Origin of the sequence: Streptomyces sp. NPDC051963, assembly GCF_044593495.1 — a bacterium.
Lineage (GTDB): Bacteria > Actinomycetota > Actinomycetes > Streptomycetales > Streptomycetaceae > Streptomyces.
In genome coordinates, this window is record NZ_JBIUCC010000007.1 from 288,546 (window position 1) to 307,935 (window position 19,390).

The 19,390-nt window shown below is 71.3% G+C and carries 16 protein-coding genes and 2 pseudogenes; 7 read left to right on the forward strand and 11 right to left on the reverse strand.

Going from position 1 to position 19,390, the window contains the following annotated elements; genetic code table 11:
• Positions 1-22 precede the first annotated feature (22 nt).
• Positions 23-1,795, reverse strand: a complete 1,773-nt coding sequence (locus tag ACIHFB_RS29345; protein WP_400128544.1) for a beta-ketoacyl-[acyl-carrier-protein] synthase family protein — start codon at positions 1,793-1,795, stop codon at positions 23-25.
• A 406-nt stretch (positions 1,796-2,201) separates the two neighbouring features.
• On the opposite strand from ACIHFB_RS29345, the pseudogene ACIHFB_RS29350 reads away from it, so the two are divergent.
• The 5 genes and pseudogenes from ACIHFB_RS29350 to ACIHFB_RS29370 all read left to right on the forward strand — a co-directional run.
• Positions 2,202-2,402, forward strand: a pseudogene (locus ACIHFB_RS29350) (hypothetical protein); the annotation flags it as partial.
• A 281-nt stretch (positions 2,403-2,683) separates the two neighbouring features.
• A complete protein-coding gene (locus ACIHFB_RS29355) occupies positions 2,684-3,655 on the forward strand; it encodes a glycosyltransferase family 2 protein (protein ID WP_365283807.1) in 972 nt (323 codons plus the stop codon).
• Positions 3,652-5,043 carry a polysialyltransferase family glycosyltransferase gene (locus ACIHFB_RS29360; RefSeq protein WP_365284046.1) on the forward strand — a complete coding sequence of 464 codons (1,392 nt, stop codon included), beginning with the start codon at positions 3,652-3,654 and terminating at the stop codon, positions 5,041-5,043. Before ACIHFB_RS29355 ends, ACIHFB_RS29360 begins: the two co-directional genes overlap by 4 nt.
• Positions 5,044-5,135: 92 nt before the next feature.
• The gene (locus tag ACIHFB_RS29365) at positions 5,136-7,115 is read left to right on the forward strand and encodes an arabinofuranosyltransferase (protein ID WP_400128547.1); all 1,980 of its coding nucleotides are present in this window, start codon (positions 5,136-5,138) and stop codon (positions 7,113-7,115) included.
• A gap of 189 nt (positions 7,116-7,304) precedes the next feature.
• On the forward strand, positions 7,305-8,603 hold the full coding sequence (locus tag ACIHFB_RS29370) for an SLC13 family permease (RefSeq protein WP_400128718.1): 1,299 nt from the start codon (positions 7,305-7,307) through the stop codon (positions 8,601-8,603).
• Positions 8,604-8,625: 22 nt separating this feature from the next.
• Here the strand turns inward: ACIHFB_RS29370 and ACIHFB_RS29375 are convergent, their stop codons facing one another.
• The 5 genes and pseudogenes from ACIHFB_RS29375 to ACIHFB_RS29395 form a co-directional block, all read right to left on the reverse strand.
• Positions 8,626-9,372: a DUF4142 domain-containing protein gene (locus ACIHFB_RS29375; protein ID WP_365283801.1), complete on the reverse strand. Its 747-nt coding sequence runs from the start codon at positions 9,370-9,372 to the stop codon at positions 8,626-8,628.
• A 114-nt stretch (positions 9,373-9,486) separates the two neighbouring features.
• On the reverse strand, positions 9,487-9,987 hold the full coding sequence (locus ACIHFB_RS29380; protein WP_365283799.1) for a CBS domain-containing protein: 501 nt from the start codon (positions 9,985-9,987) through the stop codon (positions 9,487-9,489).
• A gap of 129 nt (positions 9,988-10,116) precedes the next feature.
• A pseudogene (locus ACIHFB_RS29385) lies at positions 10,117-10,939 on the reverse strand (PucR family transcriptional regulator); the annotation flags it as partial.
• A 110-nt stretch (positions 10,940-11,049) separates the two neighbouring features.
• A complete protein-coding gene (locus ACIHFB_RS29390) occupies positions 11,050-11,622 on the reverse strand; it encodes a DUF3291 domain-containing protein (RefSeq protein WP_400128550.1) in 573 nt (190 codons plus the stop codon).
• A gap of 209 nt (positions 11,623-11,831) precedes the next feature.
• Entirely contained in the window at positions 11,832-12,203 is a 372-nt protein-coding gene (locus ACIHFB_RS29395) for a MerR family transcriptional regulator (RefSeq protein ID WP_365283795.1), read from the reverse strand.
• Between the two features lie 126 nt (positions 12,204-12,329).
• On the opposite strand from ACIHFB_RS29395, the gene ACIHFB_RS29400 reads away from it, so the two are divergent.
• On the forward strand, positions 12,330-13,412 hold the full coding sequence (locus tag ACIHFB_RS29400) for an alkene reductase (RefSeq protein WP_400128552.1): 1,083 nt from the start codon (positions 12,330-12,332) through the stop codon (positions 13,410-13,412).
• Between the two features lie 26 nt (positions 13,413-13,438).
• A complete protein-coding gene (locus tag ACIHFB_RS29405) occupies positions 13,439-13,777 on the forward strand; it encodes a putative quinol monooxygenase (RefSeq protein ID WP_400128554.1) in 339 nt (112 codons plus the stop codon).
• A gap of 10 nt (positions 13,778-13,787) precedes the next feature.
• Here ACIHFB_RS29405 and ACIHFB_RS29410 read toward each other — a convergent pair whose 3' ends face one another.
• The 5 genes from ACIHFB_RS29410 to ACIHFB_RS29430 all read right to left on the reverse strand — a co-directional run bounded on the left by ACIHFB_RS29410 (position 13,788) and on the right by ACIHFB_RS29430 (position 19,197).
• Positions 13,788-14,309 (reverse strand): FMN-binding protein, encoded by a 522-nt coding sequence (locus ACIHFB_RS29410; protein WP_365283791.1) that lies wholly within the window; start codon positions 14,307-14,309, stop codon positions 13,788-13,790.
• A 77-nt stretch (positions 14,310-14,386) separates the two neighbouring features.
• Entirely contained in the window at positions 14,387-15,832 is a 1,446-nt protein-coding gene (locus ACIHFB_RS29415) for a ferredoxin reductase family protein (RefSeq protein ID WP_365283789.1), read from the reverse strand.
• Positions 15,829-16,584: an FAD:protein FMN transferase gene (locus tag ACIHFB_RS29420; RefSeq protein WP_365283787.1), complete on the reverse strand. Its 756-nt coding sequence runs from the start codon at positions 16,582-16,584 to the stop codon at positions 15,829-15,831. The genes ACIHFB_RS29415 and ACIHFB_RS29420 overlap by 4 nt, the downstream gene beginning before the upstream one ends.
• A gap of 166 nt (positions 16,585-16,750) precedes the next feature.
• Positions 16,751-18,430: a sensor histidine kinase gene (locus ACIHFB_RS29425; protein ID WP_400128558.1), complete on the reverse strand. Its 1,680-nt coding sequence runs from the start codon at positions 18,428-18,430 to the stop codon at positions 16,751-16,753.
• Positions 18,427-19,197, reverse strand: a complete 771-nt coding sequence (locus tag ACIHFB_RS29430; protein ID WP_365283783.1) for a response regulator transcription factor — start codon at positions 19,195-19,197, stop codon at positions 18,427-18,429. The genes ACIHFB_RS29425 and ACIHFB_RS29430 overlap by 4 nt, the downstream gene beginning before the upstream one ends.
• Between the last annotated feature and the right edge of the window lie 193 nt (positions 19,198-19,390).

Sequence of the window (19,390 nt, forward strand, 5' to 3'; positions counted from 1 at the left end):
CGAGTCTCGCCGCCGACGGCCCTTACGGCACCCTGCGCAGCGCCAGCACCGCGTTGTGCCCCCCGAACCCGAACGAATTGCTCAGCACCAGATCCCCGTCCCGAGGCAGCTCCCGCGGCGCACCCCGTACGACATCCAGCCCGATCGCGTCGTCCACCTCCGCGCACCCCACCGTCGGCGGCACCACCCCGTGGTGCAGCGTGAGCGCGGCGGCCACGGCCTCGACCCCGCCCGCGGCGCCCTGGAGGTGTCCGAGGTGTCCCTTCAGGGCGGTGACCGGCACGGACCGCTGCCCCAGCACGGCGTCCAGCGCGCCTGCCTCGGCGAGGTCGCCGTCCACCGTGGCGGTCGCGTGCGCATTCACGTGCACGACGTCGACGACATGCCCGCCCGCGTCCCGCACCGCCCGCCGCAGCGCGAGCGCGACCCCGCCCCCGGACGGGTCGGGTGCGGCCATGTGGTGGGCGTCGGCGGACAGCCCCCACCCCGCGGCCTCGCAGTAGATCCGCGCCCCGCGGGCCCGGGCGTGCTCCTCCGACTCCAGGACGAGCAGCCCCGCCCCCTCGCCGTTCACGAACCCGTCCCGGTCCTTGGCGAACGGCCGCGACGGCGACCCGTCGGCCACGTCTCCCGCGGCCAGCGCCCGCATCGCGGCGAAGGACGCCATGATCGCCGGCGTGACGACCGCTTCGGCGCCGCCCGCGAGGGCGATGTCGACGCGGCCGTACCGTATTCGGTCGATCGCCTGTCCGATCGCCTCGGTCCCGGACGCGCACGCGCTGGTCACGGTGCGGGCCTCGCCGGTGATGTGCAGATCGAGGGAGACCTGGGAGGCGGCCTGCGAGGGCACAGTCATCGGTGTGGTGAGCGGCGAGACCCCGCGCGGCCCCTTCTCCCGCAGTTTCCGGTCGCCGCCGACGAGCACGGAGGCGTCGCCGAGGATGGCGCCGAGGCTCACCCCGACCCGCTCGGGATCGACCCCGCTCTCCCGGGTGCCGCCCTCGGTGAACCCGGCGTCCGCCCACGCCTCCCGCGCGGCCAGCACCGCGAACTGCGCGGCTCGGTTCATCCGCCGCGCCGCCGGCCGGGGCAGCAGGCCGGCCGGATCCACCGGCACCGTCCCGGCGACCCGCACGGGCAGCTCCGCGAACTCCTCGCCGTCCAGTTCCCGTATCCCGTGCCGTCCGTCGAGCAGCCCCCGCCACAGCTCGCCCACCCCGACACCCAGCGGCGTGACCGCCCCGAGCCCGGTCACGACGACCCGCCGCGGCCCGGGGACGGATGCCTCCGCCGCCGGCCGCGGGTGATGCCGTACGACATGCCCCGCACCGTCGGCCTCCCCGGCCCACCGTCGCACCTCGGCGTCGGACGCGGTTCCGCCCGTGGCCGCGTCGAGATCCCGGTGCCAGACACCCCAGCGCCGTACGTACGTCACCTCGGCGGCCCGTGGGTCGACGGCCCGCAGTGTGCTCACCCGGTCGCCGTCCCGGAACTCGACGGCGTCGAGCCGCGGCGAGGACAGACGGGGCACCGCGTCGACGTCCACGCGCCGGCAGGCGACGGTCACCTGCCGGTCCCGGCCGAGGACTTCGTCGTGGTCGGTGCCGCCGAGCGGTGGCCGCAGCGCCAGCCGGATCGTCTCCGGCGACTCGGGCAGCGTGTGCAGCACGACGTACCACCGCTGCTGTTCCGCGTGCTGCGGGGAGAGGGCGACGAGGTCGCCGGGGATGACCTCGGCGGCCGTAACTGTGTGGGGATCGATGGGGACTTCCGACGTCCCGGGCGAATGGGACATATGGGTACACGCTCCGTTGGTCCGAACTGTCTGGCGTCGAGCCGTCCCGAGTGAACTGGATGAATGTCTGAAATGCCATGGTTGAACGGGGAACTTGCCCCGTTTCTTGCGTCTTGCAAACGTGACTCCGGGTCGGTTTCTCCTCAACTTGCCGCGAAATCGCGTGGGTTGTTCGCCGGGACTTATGCCGATCTGTGTGGAACGTCACAAGCGCTAACGATCACCGGCCGGGTTCCAGGCCCGCCCGGTCCCCCGAATGCCTCAGTCGAGGTAACCCCCTCACTTCGGTGGCCGTTTGAGAGCAGTACTCCCCTTGAATCAAGGAGCTCCCATGACATCCGTGCTCGCGGTGATCCCCGCGCGTGGCGGCTCCAAGGGCGTGCCGCCGGTGGTGCGCGAGGTGACGGACGTCGTCCTGCTCGTGCAGTGCACCTGCCCCTTTCTCGTCCGGCGGGACGCCGACGGCGGATGTGGCGTCGATCACGCCAAGTCGTTCCGCCCGCGCCACCGGGACCGCCCCCAGGACCTGCTGGAGATCGACGACCCGCACGACCTCGCCCGCGCCCGCGCACTGGCCCCGCTCCTCGACGCCCCCCTCCCGCCCTCCCCCCAACCCACGAGGAGTGCCCCCGCCATGAGCGCCAACTCCCGCCTCCGCCGGCCCGGTTCGCGTACGGCGGGCCCCGGCCGGCCGGTCCACGTCCGCGGCGCGATCGGCATCGACCACGACGGTGAGCCGGCGAACACCTTCCAGCTGATCGACGCTGCCGAGGCCTCCCTCGGGTCCCGGTCCGGTGTCGCCCGGGTGGTCGCTCAGGCGGACGGCGGGCACGACGCCGTACGGAAGGCGAAGAGCTGCTGACCGGCCGACGACCCACCGGGAGCCCCATGAAACTCACCTCCGTGGTCATCAGCCACAACGTCGCCGCCTATCTCCCCGACTGCCTGGGCTCGCTGCGCAGGAACACCGCCCCGGACATCGAGTACGTCTTCGTCGACGACCGCTCCACCGACGGCTCCCGCGCCCTGCTCGAACAGGCGGTGGCCCGCCTCCCCAACAGCCGGCTCATCGTCCACCCGGAGAACCGGGGCGCCTCCGCCGCCCGCAACACCGGGATCGACATGGCACGCGGCGAGTACGTCACGTTCCTCGACGGCGACGACTGGCTGGCGCCCGGCTACTACCCGCGGCTCGCCGACGCCTGCACCCGGCTCGGCGTCGACTTCGTCCGCGTCGACCATCTGCGCGCCCAGGGCAGGAAGCGCACGCTGCAAAGGGCGCCGGAGAGCAGGCGCGGAGTGCCGATCCCGTCGGTCGAGGGCATCGGCGAGGAGAACCGCGAGACCATGGCCGACTACGTCAACGCGTGGTCGGGCGGCTTCCGCAGCGGACTGCGGGACAACGGGCTGCTGTACTTCGACACCTCGCTGCGGACCTGCGAGGACCGGCTGTGGAACTGGCGGCTGCATCTGCACACCCGGTCGTTCGCGGTGGTGGGCCTCGCCGGTCTCTTCTACCGCAGGGACGTCGGCGGCTCCCTCACCAGCGTCGGTGACGACCGGCAGCTCGACTTCCTCCCGGCCTCGCAGCGGATCATCGAGGAGGCCGTCGCCCACTGCACGGTCCGCAGCGTGCACCGCAAGGCCGTACGGACGCTGCTCGGTCTGACGCACTTCCACCTCAAGCGGACCGACCGGCTCGACAAGCGGGTGGCCAGACAGTTCCCCGGGCGGTACCGGGCCCTGGCCGCGTCCCTGCCGCAGGACCTGCTCGGCGAGGTCCTCGACGCCATGGACGCACCGCGCCGATCCGACCTGACCGCCCTCTACCGTCCGAGGAAGACCGCGTGCCCCCGATGAACGTCCCCGTTCCCACGGAGCCCTGTGATCCCGTGCCGGTCCAGCTCGTCGAAACCTCCACGCTCTACGGCCTCGCCACCGTCTGCGCGGCCGTCGCCCAGGGCCTGCTGCCGCTCGCCGAAGGCGGCAGGCGGCTCCTGGTGACGTCCACCAACACCAACGTCCCCGAGGCCCAGCCCCCGTGGCAGGAACTGCCCGGCTTCGCCCACCTGGCGACGTACTTCGACGCGGTCGTCTCCTGGAACGACACGATCTTCCCCAACCACCCCTCGGTCTGGTCGCCCCGCCCCGAGGACCGCCGGCTGTTCGAGCAGGCGCTGCGCCGCTCCTGGGGCATCGCCCCCGACACCCACGTCGAACTGGTCGCCGAGTCCGTCCAGTCCCCGCCCTCGCTCACCCTGGCCCGCGTCTTCGCCGACGCGACCCTGCACGTCTACGCCGACGGCCTGATGAGCTACGGCCCCCTGCGCACCCGCCTGGAACAGCAGGTCCTGCGCCGCGTCGGCCGGTTCGTCTACCCGGCGCTGGTCCCCGGCCTGCGCCCGCACCTGCTGGACGAGTGCCCCACCGCCGAGCACCACCCGCTGCCCCCCGACGCCCTGCGCCGCACGCTCGCCGTTCTGACCGACGCGGCCAAGGACGAGCTGGAGGCGGTCCGTGAACTGCCCCAGGGCGGCGCCCTGTTGCTGGGCCAGTACCTGGCCGAGGCGGGCATCCTCAGCGCCGCCGAGGAGGACGCCCTGCACGCCGACATGCTGCGCGAGGCGGTACGGGGCGGAGCCGAGGCGATCCTCTTCAAGCCGCACCCCAGCGCACCCCGCCGGCACGCCGACGCCCTCCGTGAAGAAGCCGCCCGCGCCGGCGTCCCCCTGCACGTCGTCGACCTCCCGGTCCTCGCCGAGGTCCTCTACGAACGCCTGCGCCCGGACGTCGTCCTCGGCTGCTTCTCCACCGCCCTGTTCACCGCCGGCACGGTGTACGGGATCCCCGCCGTACGCGTCGGCACGGAGCTGGTCCTGCGCCGCCTGAAACCGTACGAGAACAGCAACCGCATCCCGCTGGTGATCGCCGACAGCATGCTGCCCGGGCCCGGGGCCGTCGAGGCACGTGCCGAGGTCCAGCGGCTGGTCGCCACCGTCGCGTTCTGCATGCAGCCCATCGCCTACGCCCACCTCCGCCCCACCGCCGAGGACCTGCTGTCGGCCGCCCACGCCAGAACCGTCGCCGACCGGTACATGGGCCTGCTCCGCCTGACCCGACTCCACCTACCGGGCCGCCTCCCGGCCCCGTGGCTGCTCCTGCCCCTGGCGAAGACCCCATTCATCCACCGAAACCGCGCGACCCTCGCCCGCGCGGCACGCAGGGTGCGGCGGGCGGTGGGCCGGTGACCGCTCGTCAGGATCGGGGTCAGGGATCGGGGGGCGGTGCTTCGGTGGGTGCTCGGCAGGGGTGGGGTGAGGAATCGCAGGACGGAGGGGCCGTGACGGCGGTTGCGCCGCGGATCGGCGGGCAGGGATCGGCGCGGCGTCCCGCCCCGTCCACCGCACCGCCGCGGACGGGGCGGCGACGGCCCACCGCGGGTGGCTTCGCCGTAGAACTCGTCCTCGGGACGGGTATCGCGCTGTCGGTGAGCCTCGGTATCCAGTACGCCGTACCGAGGCTGCCGCTGCCCGAGCCGTCCCTGCTGCCGACCGTTCTGACGACGGCGGGCACCGCGGCAGTGGTGGCCCTCCTCGTGCTGTCGGCGCTGTGGTCCGGACGGGGCGGCATGGCCGTACGCGGGCTGGTCCACTGGTCGGGCTATGCGCTGGTCGCAGCGCTGCCCACCCTCCTCGTCGCCGTCCCGCTGCACGGCACCCGCTGGTTCCTCGGCGGGCTCGCCTCGGACAACCAGTTCCGCGTCGAGTACCTCACGCGCTTCACGGAGTCGCCCGCCCTGGCCGACTTCGCCTACCGGGACCTGCCGCCGCTGTACCCGCCCGGCTGGTTCTGGACCGGCGGCCGGATCGCCGCGCAACTGGGCTGGGACTCGTGGGCCGCCTTCAAGCCGCTGTCCATCACGTCGACCGCGCTCGCCGCGGCGGTGGCGCTGGCGCTGTGGCGGCTGCTGGTGCCCGCACGGATCGCCGTGTCACTGGCGGCGGCGACCGCGATGGCCGCGTTCGTCGAGCCGTCCCTCGGCGTCCGCGAGCCGTATGCCTGGCTGGTCGGCTCGGCGCTGGTGCCGCTCACCGTGATCGCGTCGAAGCTGCTGCGAGACCCGGCCGTCCGCCCGTGGCCGCTGCTGGCGTTCGGCGTCGCGGTGGGCGCGGCGGTGCTGACGTACACGATGCTCGCCGCCTTCTGGGTGTTCACGCTCACCGCCATGGTGGTGGTCCTGCTCCTGCGCAGGCCCCGGCGCCGGCGCACCCTGCTGGCACGGGTCGTGTTGGCCGGGATCGCGGCGGCTCCGTCGGGGGCCGTGGTCCTGCTGCCGTACGAACTGGCCGGACACGCAGCCGGCGGATCGCCGTCCACGACGGCGCTGAAGTTCCTGCCGTACCAGCAGCTGACGTATCTGCTGCCGATGACGGAGATCGGCCCGGGCGGACTGCTGTGCCTGGCCGGGACCGGTTGGCTGGTCGTCCGCTGCCGGACCCAGCCAGTGGCAGCGGGCCTGCTCGCGCTGGTCGCCGGATGCTACGCCTGGTGCGTGCTGTCGCAGCTGGCCATCGTGGCAGGCACCACGCTCCTCTCCTTCCGCGTCCACCCGGTACTGCTCGCGGCCCTGTACTGCGCGGGCGTCCTCGCCCTCTGGGACCTGGTGAGGACCGTGCGCAACCGCCGCCCCGCGCACGCCCGGACCGTCACCCGGACCGTGGCCGTCCTCGCGGCGGTCTTCGCCGTAGCCGCCGCCCAGAACGCACAGAGCGCCCTGGGCCGGGAGGTCGACCTGGCCTACCGCCAGAGCTACCCGCTGGACGACGGCACCGCCCCGTCCCGCACGGCGCGCGTGAAGAACCCCGGCACCGAGGACCTCTGGATCCGCCCCCTGGTCCGTGCGATCGCCCGCGGCACCGGCAAGCGGCCGAGCGACCTCATCCTCCTGACGGACCATCACCGGCTGCTGTCCGTCGAGCCCTACTGGACGTACCTGGCCATGACGCCCGGCTACTCCAACCCCCAGGCCCTGCACGAGAAGCGCAACCGGGAGGTACGCCACTGGCTCGCCGCCCGGGACGCGGACGACTTCGCGCGACGGCTCGACTCAGGTCCCTTTCCGGCGCCGGACGTGTTCGTCCTGCGGCAGACCGACACCGGCTACGGCCTCTTCCTGCATCGCCACAACTTCCCGCGTGTCCCGGTGACCCGGTCCGCGCAGGTCGTCTTCCCCGTGGAGTTCTTCCCGCCGCAGCGCTTCCTGCGCCAGGACGTCGGGCCGTACACCGTCATCACCCGGTACGGCGCCTGGTCCGGGTGAGCGAGGGGCTTCGGCCGCGCACGGGCAGGGTGTCAAAGAAGCGTCAAGAGTCGGTAGGGTGCGCTGCGGTGTGCCGGGAAGTCTGGTCGGCGAGTACAGGAGCGGTCTGTCTTCCGATCGGTGGTGCCCTGGTATGACGCGCGTGGCGATGCCCGACCCGATGCCCGACTGCGGATCTCCGGCGATCCCGTGAACGACTGGCACGGCTGGGCGGCGCTCGTCGTGTTCGTCGGCGCGTACTCCCTGATCATCAGCGAGAAGATCCACCGGGTCGCGGTGGCCCTCGGCGGCGCCGGCCTGATGCTGGCGATCGGCGCGACCGACGATGTCACGGCGTTCTACTCCGAGGACTCCGGCATCGACTGGAACGTCATCTTCCTGCTGATGGGCATGATGATGATCGTCGGCGTGCTGAAGAAGACCGGCATGTTCGAGTACCTGGCGATCTGGGCGGTGAAGCGGGCCCGCGCCCGTCCCTACCGGGTGATGGCCATGCTCGTCGTCATCACCGGCTTCGCCTCGGCCCTGCTCGACAACGTCACCACGGTCCTCCTCATCGCCCCGGTGACCCTGCTGGTCTGCGAACGACTCGCCCTGCCCGCCGCCCCGTTCCTGATCGCCGAGGTGTTCGCGTCCAACATCGGCGGCACGGCGACCCTGGTCGGCGACCCGCCCAACATCATCATCGCCAGCCGGGCCGGCCTGACCTTCAACGACTTCCTGATCCACCTCGCCCCGCTGTCCGCGGTCCTGATACTGCTCCTGCTGCTGCTCTGCCGATGGCTGTTCCGCAAGTCCTTCGTGTACGACGAGGACCGCGCCGCCGAGATCATGGAGCTGGAGGAGCGGGAGGCCATCAGGGACCCGCGGCTGCTGATCCAGGGCCTCGTCGTACTCGCCCTGGTGGTCGCCGGGTTCGTCCTGCACCCCGTACTGCACTACGAGCCCAGCATCGTCGCCCTGCTCGGCGCCGGACTGCTCGTCGCGGTGTCCGCGGTCGAGACCGGCGATGTCCTCGCCGAGGTCGAATGGCCCACGCTGGCCTTCTTCGCGGGCCTGTTCGTGATGATCGGCGGGCTGATCGACACCGGCGTCGTCGACGAGGTGTCGAAGGCGCTGGCCGGCGTGATCGGCACGAACGAACTCGCCGGCTCCATGACCATGCTGGGCGCGTCCGCCGTCCTGTCGGGGGTCGTCGACAACATCCCGTACGTCGCCACCATGGCCCCCATCACGAGCGACCTCGTCCAGAACATGGGCGGCGACAGCGACCACGTCATGTGGTGGGCCCTCGCGCTCGGCGCCGACCTCGGCGGCAACGCCACCGCCATCGGCGCCTCGGCCAACGTCGTCGTGCTCGGCATCGCCGAACGCAACCGCCGGCCCATCTCCTTCTGGCAGTTCACCAAGTACGGCCTCGTCGTCACGGCCGTCACGGTGGTGGTGGCGATGGGGTATGTGTGGCTGCGGTACTTCGGGTGGGGGTAGCGCTACGGCCAGGGGACGGGCGTCATCCCACGGTCGGACTCGGGGCCGGCGTCGGCGCGGACGTGTTGACGTCCAGTCCCGGGGGCTCCGTGAGGGCGACGATCGGTGCGCCCGCCTGGGGCGGCGGCGGGGTGGTCTGGTCCTGGGGGAGCTTCGGCGGGCTGGTCTGCTGGAAGAGGGCTTGGTCGAAGTTGACCATCTCGGTCTTCTCCAGGACCGAGATGTGGTCGAGGACGGTGTCGTTGGTCAGGTCGGCGAGCTGACGGACCAGCGAGTTCTTGGTGTTGGCGCGGGTCGCGGCGACCACCGGGAAGATCCGCCCATGGGCGGTCCGCATGAGGTTCACCGCGGTGGTGTCGAACTGCTTGCCGGTCTCGGCCTGGGAGGTCGCCACGAACTGCTGCTGCTGCGGGCTGGGCTGGTTGGGCAGCGTGATGCCCAGCTCGGGCGCGATCTTGCGGCACAACGCGTCGAGCCGGGAGTGCCCGACGACCAGGTGCTCGCCGGCCTCCTTCATCGCCGCGGTCGTCCCGCGCTCCATCGCCGTCATGCCGAGCGGGTACTCCCACAGCCCGGCCGCGCGCACCGCGACCACGAAGGTCCGGTCGGCCTCGGTGAGCGGACCGTAGGGGGTGTTCGCAATGACCCGATCCGGCGCACTGGTCGTGTTGTTGATCCCGAGCATCGCGGGATACGCGAGTGCGGCGAGGGTCAGACTCAAAGCGCCGCCGACGAAGACGGTTCCGACCCTGTTGCGCGACAGGCGCATCAATGCCTCCTGGTGTGACCGGACCTGACATCAAGGAGTACGGGCGGGAGGCGCCGTTCAATCAGCGCCCCGAAAAAAAGTCACGCATGAAATGCGTGGCGTACGTCACACACGTCACTTGGTGCTGGGCGCATCGGCCGTGGCGAGGAGCTCATGGAGCAGGTGCGAGGCGGTGATGACGCCCAGCAGTTGACCGTTCCCTTGTCCCCGCCCACCCGGCCCGGCCTTGGCCTTCTGCACCACGGCCACCACCGGGCTGCGCACCTGGGCCATCAGCGCGGCCACCTCCAGGGCGGTGTCGTCGGGGTCCGCGATCGGCGGCGGGGCCGCCTTGCCGGGCAGACAGTCCCCGACGCGACGGCCCACCAGCGCCTGGCACAGCCGGTCGGCGTGTTTCTCGTCGACGACCGCGGCGAGTGTCGGGTCCTCCAGCACATACGTGGGAACCAGCACCTTGATCATCTGGGAGGCGGGCAGGATCGCCTTCGGCTCGCCGCGCCCGTCGAGCACCAGCAGGCCCGGCAGCTTGTGCTCTGCCATCAGCCGGGCCGCCTCCAGGGCGTCACTGTCGACGCTCACCGTTTCGTATTCGACCGCCAGGTCACGTGCGCGCACGACAGGCTCCTCATCTGCGAGCGAAGCTCCTGGTCCCAGCGTCGTACGCGGGCGGGGCGGGGGCCAGGACATTGACACGAAACATACGCGGCGGCAACGGCCTGTTCCGGGGGAGCGCGCCGGTGCCCGTCAGAGGTCCTTGGCCGGCCAGTCCAGCAGACGGGCGCCGATCACCGCGGTCTGGAGCATGTAGCGGTGCGCCGGGTCGGCGCCGGTGAGCGGGCCGAGGGTGCCGAGGACCAGGTCGGCCATGGCCTGGCGGTCGCGGGTGAGCACGGGGTGGACGAGCAGGTCGGCGGCGCGCAGAACGGGCTCGTGGAGGTCGAGGCGGTCGGCGAGTTCGAGAACGCCCAGGGCTTCCTCGTAGGAGTGGACGACGCCGCCGGGCCCGGACTGGGGGCGGCCGATCGCGACGCGTCCGCCGTCGGTGGCCGCGTGGGCCTGCTCGGCGAAGTCGGTGAGTACGTCGTCCTGGTCGCCCGGTGCGATGCACAGCATCCGGCCGTCCTTGGTGGTGAGCAGGATGCTGCGGTCACCGAAGCGGGCGATGAGCGCCTGCTCCACCTGCCGGGGCACCGGATCGCCCTCGTCGTAGTCGGTGGGGCCCTGGGCGACGGCGACGGCGTGGGCGCGCGAGAGGCGCAGACCGAAGCGTTCGGCGCGTTCGGCGAGGCGGCCCAGGTCGCTGCGGCCGTAGAGCAGATCGTCGATGAACTCGCGGCGGGGCGGCCTCTTCCTGACGTACCGCGAGGAGCTGGGCGCGCTCGTACCCCGCGGCGAACGCGTCGACGGCCTGCTCCATGACGGCGAGCACACTGTCCGCGGAGCCGGCGGTGCCGGGCCAGGCGGCACGGGCGGCGGCCAGATGCGCACCGACCAGGGCGCGCAGACCGTGCCCGGCGTCGGCGGCCCGTTCCCCCAAGGCACGCCGTGACTCGATCTCGTCCCGCGTCTTAGCGGGCCACCGGCATCGAGACCCTGGTGAACATCACCGGGGCCCAGGGGGGCGTCCGCGAGATCGCCGCCAGTGGGCGCACCGGGGATGGCGTCTTGGCTTCCCTGTCAGCGAACCTGGTCGCTCTTCGGTCCGATGCCTTTGGTCCCGGCGATCCTGGTCGGTGTTCCGTCCGGGGCGAACGAGTGGTGGAAGGTGAAGGCGTGCGGCGCTGAGCCGTGGTCGTGGAGGTGTTCCAGCTTGGAAACCCCGTCCTGCCAGGTGGGTATCGTGCCGTCGGCGACCCACCAGAACACGTATCCCGGGTGTCCCGTCCTCTCGAACCAGTCGTAACGCCTGTTGAGTGCCGTGCGGTGCGGACCGGTGTAGACGGCGTCGAAGGCGGATCGCGGGTCGGTCCAGAGTGAGAGGGTCGCGGCCAGGGCGCTGGTTTCCACCGTGCGGCCCTTCCCGTACCAGGCCGGGACAGCGAACTCCCCCCACTCACCCCAGTCCGAGTCGAAATCCGTCCGTGCACCCAGGCTGCGATCTGTCGCTTCAGCACGAGCGATATATCCGGGGTGCCGGGCGACTTCCCCGTAGACGGCCCCGCCGCTCTCGTGGAACTCCCGCGTGAGAGGTGCGGGATCGGCGAGAGGTGACTTCAGGACGCCGAATGTGTACAGCGCGAGATGGGGCATGCGTCTCTCCCTGGTCGGGGGTGCGTGGTGTGGACCGGTTCAGCGGCCTGCGTACGCATGGGGCGAGGTGAAGGTAGCTGCCTCCGCCGGCCATGTCGAAGTTGCGTTTTCCCTGTCCAGGTGGCTTCTTGCACCGGTGATTGCGGGGCCCTCCCGCCGGACGCCTCCGACTGCTGAGTCAGTTCCCTGAGCCATTCCCTGAAGGCCCGTCATGCGGCGGTCCGGCGCGCGTCTCTGTCGGCCCGGGCCGCGGAGATCAGGCCGTCGAGCGAGTCGCGGGTGTTCAGCAGTTCCTCGATGTGAGCGGAGAGCCGGTCGCGTTCCTGGGCCATGCGTTCCAGCGCGGCCTCGGAGTTGTCGTCGCTGGGCGCGTCGCGGCACGGCATCAGTTCCATGATGGTGCGGCTGGACAACCCCGCCGTGTACAGGCGCTGGATGAAGTCCACCCGGTCGATGTCGCCCTCCGTGAAGTGCCGCTGCCCGCCGGAGCTGCGGGTGCTGGTGAGCAGTCCCTGCTCCTCGTAGTAGCGCAGGGAACGGACGCTGGCTCCGGTCCGCGCCGCGAGTTCGCCGATCCGCATCTCACCCTCCCGACGGTTCCCCCGCCCCAGGACTTGACCCTCACATTGATGTCAGGTTCTAGCGTACCGGTCGGGCCCGCCGTTCCCGGGCCTTCGACCAGTGAGCCAGTAAGAAGGAGTTCCGGCATGACCGGCAGGACCACGCTGTTCGACCGCCATCGCCTCGGTGGTCTGGAGCTGCCCAACCGGGTCGTGATGGCCCCGATGACGCGGGTCCGGGCCGCTCCCGGGAGCCTCGCCACCCCGTCCATGGCGGTCTACTACGCCCAGCGGGCCACCGCCGGACTGATCGTCACCGAGGGGGTGCAGCCCAGCCTGGTCGGGCAGTCCAACCCGGGCACCCCGGGCCTGTACACCGACGAGCAGACGGCGTCCTGGCGGCCCGTCACCGAAGCCGTGCACGCCAACGGCGGGCGCATCTTCGCCCAGATCATGCACGGCGGCCGGGTCTCGCACCCCGAGACAACGGGCCTCCAGCCGGTCGGACCGTCGGCGGTCGCCGCCGTGGGCGACGTGTTCACCCCGACCGGCCCGCAGCCCGCACCGATACCCCGCGCCCTGGACCTCTCCGAGGTGCCCGAACATGCCCGCTCGTACGCCGAGGCCGCCCGGCGCGCCGTCGACGCCGGTTTCGACGGCGTCGAACTGCACGGCGCGAACGGCTACTTGATCTCGCAGTTCCTCTCGTCCAACGCCAACCTGCGCGATGACTCCTACGGCGGCCCCATCGCCCATCGCATCCGCTTCGCGGTCGAGGCGGTCGCCGCCACGGTGGACGCCGTCGGCGCGGCCCGCACCGCGATCAGGCTCTCGCCCGGCGGCACCTTCTGGGGCGTAGAGGAGAGGGAAGTGCCGAAGCTGTACGCGGCCCTGCTCGCCGAACTCGCCCGCTTCGACCTCGCCTACGTGCACCTGGAGGCGACCGCCGAGGAGGAGGTGCTGGTCGGCCTGCGCCGCGCTTGGCCCGGCAGCCTCGTCGTGAACCCGGCCGTCCCGATGGGCCCGAAGCAGGCCGACCGGTCCGCCGCCGACCACTGGCTCGGCCTCGGCGCGGACCTGATCAGCTTCGGCCGCGCCTTCATCGCCAACCCCGACCTGGTCGAACGGCTCCGCACCGACCTGCCCATCGCGCCCGCCGACCCGGCCACGTACTACCAGGGCGGCGACGCCGGCTATCTCACCTACCCCGCCTACCAGTACGCCGCCTGACCGCACACAAAGGACGAGGAAGAACCATGAACGCGCTCAACAAGCCCCAGGACGACGCCCGGACTTCCCTCATCATCGCCGGCCGGGTCTTCGTCCCCGCCGAGGACGTCGAGACGTTCGTCGCCGAGGCCCGGGCGACGTCGTACCCGCTCGCCGCGGCGAATCCGGGGAACGTACTGATCTCCTTCTGCGTGGAGGACGCGGCGACCGGATCCGTCACAGTGCTCGAACAGTGGGCATCCCAGGAAGCCCTCGACCAACATGCGACCACACCGGAGGTCACGGCCCTCCTCACCAAGTGGGGCCCACGCATACGCAATGAGGTGCGCAGCTTCGTCGCGGACGAGAAGACGCCGGGGGCGTGATCATACGAGGTCAGCCGCCGAATCCGCCGCGATCTCCGAATCCCCCGCCGTGCCCGTGCTCCTCGGATTCGGTGGGTGCCGTGGTGGGTGCGGTGGAGCCGTCCGCGGCTGTGAAACCGGCCTTGTCCAGGGCGGACTGGAGGGATGCGGCGTAGCTCTGGCTGGTGATGGTCGCACCGCTGACCGCGTCGATCGCGGCGCTCTGCTCGGTCAGGGCGCTCTCCCTCAGGGTCGGCACGGCGGCGTTGCTGATCTGCACGGACTGCGGTTCGTTGCTGGGGATCTGGAGCGGCTTGACGTCCGTGATCCTGCCGCCCTTGATGGTGACCTGAACCTGGGTGTTGCCGAACTGGGTGCTGATGGCGGCGCCGGTGGCGGTGGTGGTGGAGCCGCTCTTCGAGACGGTCGCGTCCTGACTCGCCGTCGACGAAGAGGACGACGCCACGGTCGGGGTGACCTCGTGGGGCTTGAACATCAGCACGCCGGCGGTGCCGATGACGGTCGTGACCAGAACGATCGGGGCACGTCGCATGGGTTCTCCAGAGATGGCGGGGGGGGGAGGGGGGCTGCGGGATGTGCGGGCGTTCGGAAGGTCACACCGTCAGAACGTCAGAACGCGAAGTCCTCGTGGTGGATCTGGCGGGCGGGCACCCCGGCGTCACGGGCGGCGGCGATGACCGCGCGGGTGAACTCGTCGGGGCCGCAGATGAAGACGTCCCGGCCGGCGATGTCGGGGACCAGGGTGTGCAGGGAGGGTGCGTCCAGACGGACGGCCTCGCGTGGTCCGGTCAGGGGCTGCAGTCGGCCTCGGCGCTTGGCGACGAGACGCTTGAACTCGTCGAGGTGGGCGATGTCTTCGGGGTGCCTGCCGCGCAGCAGGACGACGACGTGGGTGTCCCGGGGCAGGTCGTCGAGGAGGGCGCGGATGGGGGTCGTACCCACTCCGGCGCCGACGAGCAGGACGTTTCGGGACTGGCGCGCGTCCGCGGTGAAGACGCCGTACGGGCCCTCGAACGCCACCCTGGTGCCCGGGGCAAGCCGGGCGATGACCGTACTGTGGTCGCCCAACTCCTTGACCGTGATCCGGAGATGACCTGACTGGGGCGTGGCCGACAGTGAGTAGGGATGGGCCTGCCACCACAGCTCGCGGCGCAGGAACCGCCACATCATGAACTGTCCGCCGGCCGCGGGCAGTTTCTCCAGCTGCCGCCCGCTGAGCACGATGGACCACATGTCCGGCCCCGCCGACGACACCTGCGCGACGCGCAGGTCGTGCCGGACGGATCGCCACAGGGGGAGGCCCAGCCGGAAGGTGAGTACGGCGAGCAGGGCACCCACCCACAACGAGGTCCACCACGCCGTCGCCAGGGAATGCCCCACGAACGGCGCACCGGTGTCGACCTGGTGGACGAACGAGAGGCCGAGGCCCAGGTACGTGTAGAGGTGAACGGCCCACCAGGTCTCGTACTTCATCCGGCGCCGAGCCCGCCGATAGGAGGTGACCCCAGCGGCCAGCAGCAGGGCGCTGCCGACGGTCGCCGACAGCACGCCCGAGTAGGTCCACAGCAACTGGCCGATCTCCGCAAGGATTCCCGTCTTCGCCGCGCGCGCGTATCCGACGGTGATCAGTACGGCGTGGGCCAGCAGCAGAAACAGACCCCAGGGCGCGAGACGCCGGTGCCAGACGATCAGCCGGTCCTGGCCCAGGGCGCGTTCCAGCGGCGGGATGCGTGCCGAGAGCAGCACGGTGATGACCATCGCGTATCCGCTGAGCATCCCGGTGACGCGGCCGAGCGCGGTGGCGACCCCGCCCGGCGCGTGCAGCGCACCGACGGTCTGGGCGCCGACGCCCAGCGCGAGTGAGATGCCCAGACCGAGACCGGTGGCCGCGGCCAGTGCGTCGACGGCGAGTGGGCGGCGGCGGGCGGGCAGCTTGCGGTGCAGCTGCACGATACGGCGTCTTGACGACGGGGGAGCGGACGGCGGGGGCCAGTCGAGCGGGCGGACGGGAGGCTTGTGAGGAGGGGGCGGCGGGGAGATGCGGGGCGCGGTCATCGTGACTCCTCCGCGCTGTGGGTCCTGTGGGCCCTGTCGGCCAGGGGGAAGCCGGGGGTGAGATACACGCGTTCGTCGTCCAGCACCGTCATGGCCTCGTATCCGTCGAGGGTCAGTGTCCAGTCGGCGGCCTCGCGGCCCATGGCGAAGGCCGCGGTCGCGTACGCGTCCGCGGTGCCCAGGTCGGGGCCGCAGACGGTGACGGACAACAGCCCGGTGGGGGCGGTGCGCGTGTGCGGGTCGACGATGTGTGCGCCGCGCTCGTACGTTCCCGAGGTCGCCACCGCGAGGCCGCTGGAGTGCACCACCGCGGCCAGGGCATCGCGGTCCCGGGGATGCTGGATCCCGATCCGCCAGGGCAGGCCGCCTTGGCGGCTGCCCCGGCTCACGACGTCGCCGCCGGCCGTCAGACAGAAATCGGTCAGGTCCCGGGCCGCCAACGCATCCGCCGCCCGCTGCACCGACCAGCCCTTCACCAAGGCCGACGGGTCCAGGGCCCCCGTCGCCCAGGCGTCGAAGTACCCGCCCGTGTCACGGCGCAGTTCCTCGCACCTTTCCAGCACCCATGCCACCTCGGCGCCCGCGTGCCGGGGCGACAACTCGCCGCGCCCGATACGGGAGATGGCACTGTCCGGCCGGTACGTGCTGAAGAGAGCGTCGACTTCGTGCAGCCAGCGCACCACGCCGGCCATACCCGATGCGGCCTCCTTCTTCGCGCAGTTGCGCAGGTCGATGGAGACCACGGTGCCCATGACGTGTTCTACGTGAACATGCCGAGCAGGCAGGTCGGTTGGGGACTGATTCGCCCGCGGCGGTGAGGCTGCATGGCCTTGGCGGCTGCTCATGGGGCTCCTTGGGAGCTGACGGTGGTCTGCCTGCCCTCACCTTCCCGAGCGGACTTCTCAATTCCCTCTCAGGTCATGCCGGATACCGCCCCTCCGGCCGGTTTTTAAAGGGAATCTCAGGCAGCAACACGGTGAACACCGTCGAGCCAGGAACGCTCTCGACGGTCAGAGTGCCCTCGTGGGCTGCCACGACGGCCGCCGCGATGGACAGGCCGAGACCGGCTCCAGCACCGCCGGTCCCGGTGGCGGTTCCCGTCCCATTTCCGTTTCCGGGGTGCCGGCGGTCGGCGCGGGTGAAGCGTTCGAAGAGGGTCTGCCGGAGCTCGGAGGGAATTCCGGGCCCGTTGTCCGTGACCGACAGTTCGCAGCCGGACCATTCGCAGCCGGACAGTTCGCACTGGCCGCCGGCCTCGCGTGGCCGCAGGCGGACTGTCACCAGCGTGCCGACCGGGGTGTGCAGGCGGGCGTTGGCCAGGAGATTCGTCAGTACCTGAGCCAGGCGGTGGGAGTCGCCGGTGACGGTGACCGGCGTCTCGGGCAGGTCCAGGGCCCAGCGGTGGCCGGGGCTCGCCGCTCGGGCGTCGTCGGTGCAGTCGATCACCAGCCGGGTCACGTCGACCGGTTCACGTCGGAGCGGGCGACCGGCGTCGAGGCGGGCGAGCAGCAGCAGGTCGTCGACCATGGCACCCATCCGTGCCGCCTCGGCGGCCACTCGATCGAGGGCTCGCTCGACCATGTCGGGGACCGGGCCGGGGTGGCGCAGGGCGAGTTCGGCATGGCCGCGGATCGACGCGACCGGTGTACGCAGCTCATGACTGGCGTCGGCGGCGAAGCTGCGGAGCCGCTCCTCACTGGTGTGGCGCTTGGCCAGGGCATCCTGGACGTGGCGGAGCATGCGGTCGAGGGCGGCCGCCACCTGTCCGGCCTCGCTGTGCGGGTCGCCTGCGGCCGTCGGGCCCGGCAGGGTGACCTCGCCGCTGTCCAGCTTCAGGGTCGCGACGGCCGCCGCGGTGTCGGTCACCCGGCGCAGAGGGTGCAGGGAGTGACGTACCCAAAGGGCACCTGCCACTCCGGTGATCACCAACGCTCCGCCGAAGACCACGGCGGAGACCATGGTCAGGCGATGCACCGTCTCCTGGAGCGGCGCCAACGGCAGGCCGCTGACCAGGATGTCGTCGTCCTTTCCCACGCAGGCGTAGACGCGGTAGTCGCCGAGGGCCGACAAGGTGACGGTGTGGGCGCCTCCGTCGGTCGGGATGCCGTTGAGAGTCGCTGCGTCGGCCGAGTCGAGGGTGACGGTGGTGCTCCGGTTGGCCCGGACGACGGCAGCGTCACTGATCTTCGCGTCGGTCAGTCGTGCGCCGAAGGTGCCGATTCCCTGCCCACGTGTGTCCGCGCGACCGCCGACTCCAGTGTCTCCGGTGTCTCCGTGGTCGTTGTCCGCGACCGTCTCCTGCTGGGTGTCCTCGGGCTGTGGCAGCGAGGAGGGGAAACGGCAGCCGGAGTCGGCGAGTTGATGATCGAGTTGGCCGGTGAGGTAACTGCGCAGGGCGAACACGCTGGCCAGACCGACGGTCGCGCAGCTCAGCGCGAGCAGGGCGACCAGGCCCCAGGTGAGTTTGGCGCGCAGGGTGCGAGGGCGCAGCGTACGGGACCGTGGCGTGTGGGGCCGTAGCCGGTGGGGCCGTAGCGTGGGGTACCGCGGTGTACGAGCTCGCAGCCGGTCCGGTCGCGACCGCGTCGGCGGGTTCATGAGGTGGCGGGTTTGAGGACGTAGCCGACGCCGCGCACGGTATGGATCATCGGCGGTCGACCGGCGTCCACCTTCTTGCGCAGATACGAGATGTACAGCTCGACGACGTGTGCGTGGTGGCCGTAGTCGTAGGACCAGATCCGCTCAAGGATCAGGTTCTTGCTGAGCACTTGGCGTGGATGGTGCATCAACAGGCGCAGCAGCGCGAACTCGGTGGGCGACAGGGAGATGACCTCACCGTCGCGGGTCACTTCATGGGCCTCCTCGTCGAGTACCAGACCGCCCACGGTCAGCGCGGTCTCTCCCGCACTGTGGCGCGCCATCCCGGCTCGCCGTAGCAGGCCGTGCAGCCGGGCGGTGACCTCGTCCAGGCTGAAGGGCTTGGTGACGTAGTCGTCGCCGCCTGCCCGGATCCCGGCGATCCGGTCCTCCACCGCGTCCCGTGCGGTGAGGAACAGCACGCAGACCAAGGGGAGTTCGGCGCGGACCTCGCGCAGCACGGTGAAACCGTCGGCGTCCGGGAGCATCACGTCGAGGATCACCGCGTCCGGCCGGAACTCGGCCATGGCCCGCACCGCCGTTGCCCGGTCCGCGGCAGGGCGTGCGTCGTAGCCCTCGTAGGCCAACACGCCGCACAGCACCTCGGTGAGGTCCGGCTCGTCATCGACCACGAGCACCCGGACACGGGTTCCGTCGGAGCGGACCAGCGCAGGCGCCGTGGGGGCGGTGGCGGCGCGGGTGGCACGCGTGGCACGGCTTGCAGTCACCGTGACATCACACCGCCCCATTCTGAGATTCGCGTGAGATGTACGCCCGCGGCACGGGCGCGGGGCAGGGACCCGAGCTGCCGTCCCGCGCGGGAGCCGCGCCGTCCTTCCTGGTCGGCGGCGCTCCACGACCGCTGGTGTGCGTGCTTGTGCGGTCGGCTACGGCCGGTCGCTGAGAGCGGGTTGAGAGGTC

Excerpts from the sequence above, each read along its gene's own strand:
- ACIHFB_RS29345 (WP_400128544.1), bottom strand. The coding sequence starts at position 1,795 with ATGTCCCATTCGCCCGGGACGTCGGAAGTCCCCATCGATCCCCACACA.
- ACIHFB_RS29355 (WP_365283807.1), top strand. The coding sequence starts at position 2,684 with ATGAAACTCACCTCCGTGGTCATCAGCCACAACGTCGCCGCCTATCTC.
- ACIHFB_RS29360 (WP_365284046.1), top strand. The coding sequence starts at position 3,652 with ATGAACGTCCCCGTTCCCACGGAGCCCTGTGATCCCGTGCCGGTCCAG.
- ACIHFB_RS29375 (WP_365283801.1), bottom strand. The coding sequence starts at position 9,372 with ATGCGCCTGTCGCGCAACAGGGTCGGAACCGTCTTCGTCGGCGGCGCT.
- ACIHFB_RS29390 (WP_400128550.1), bottom strand. The coding sequence starts at position 11,622 with ATGCCCCATCTCGCGCTGTACACATTCGGCGTCCTGAAGTCACCTCTC.
- ACIHFB_RS29395 (WP_365283795.1), bottom strand. The coding sequence starts at position 12,203 with ATGCGGATCGGCGAACTCGCGGCGCGGACCGGAGCCAGCGTCCGTTCC.
- ACIHFB_RS29400 (WP_400128552.1), top strand. The coding sequence starts at position 12,330 with ATGACCGGCAGGACCACGCTGTTCGACCGCCATCGCCTCGGTGGTCTG.
- ACIHFB_RS29405 (WP_400128554.1), top strand. The coding sequence starts at position 13,439 with ATGAACGCGCTCAACAAGCCCCAGGACGACGCCCGGACTTCCCTCATC.
- ACIHFB_RS29410 (WP_365283791.1), bottom strand. The coding sequence starts at position 14,309 with ATGCGACGTGCCCCGATCGTTCTGGTCACGACCGTCATCGGCACCGCC.
- ACIHFB_RS29415 (WP_365283789.1), bottom strand. The coding sequence starts at position 15,832 with ATGACCGCGCCCCGCATCTCCCCGCCGCCCCCTCCTCACAAGCCTCCC.
- ACIHFB_RS29420 (WP_365283787.1), bottom strand. The coding sequence starts at position 16,584 with ATGGGCACCGTGGTCTCCATCGACCTGCGCAACTGCGCGAAGAAGGAG.
- ACIHFB_RS29425 (WP_400128558.1), bottom strand. The coding sequence starts at position 18,430 with ATGAACCCGCCGACGCGGTCGCGACCGGACCGGCTGCGAGCTCGTACA.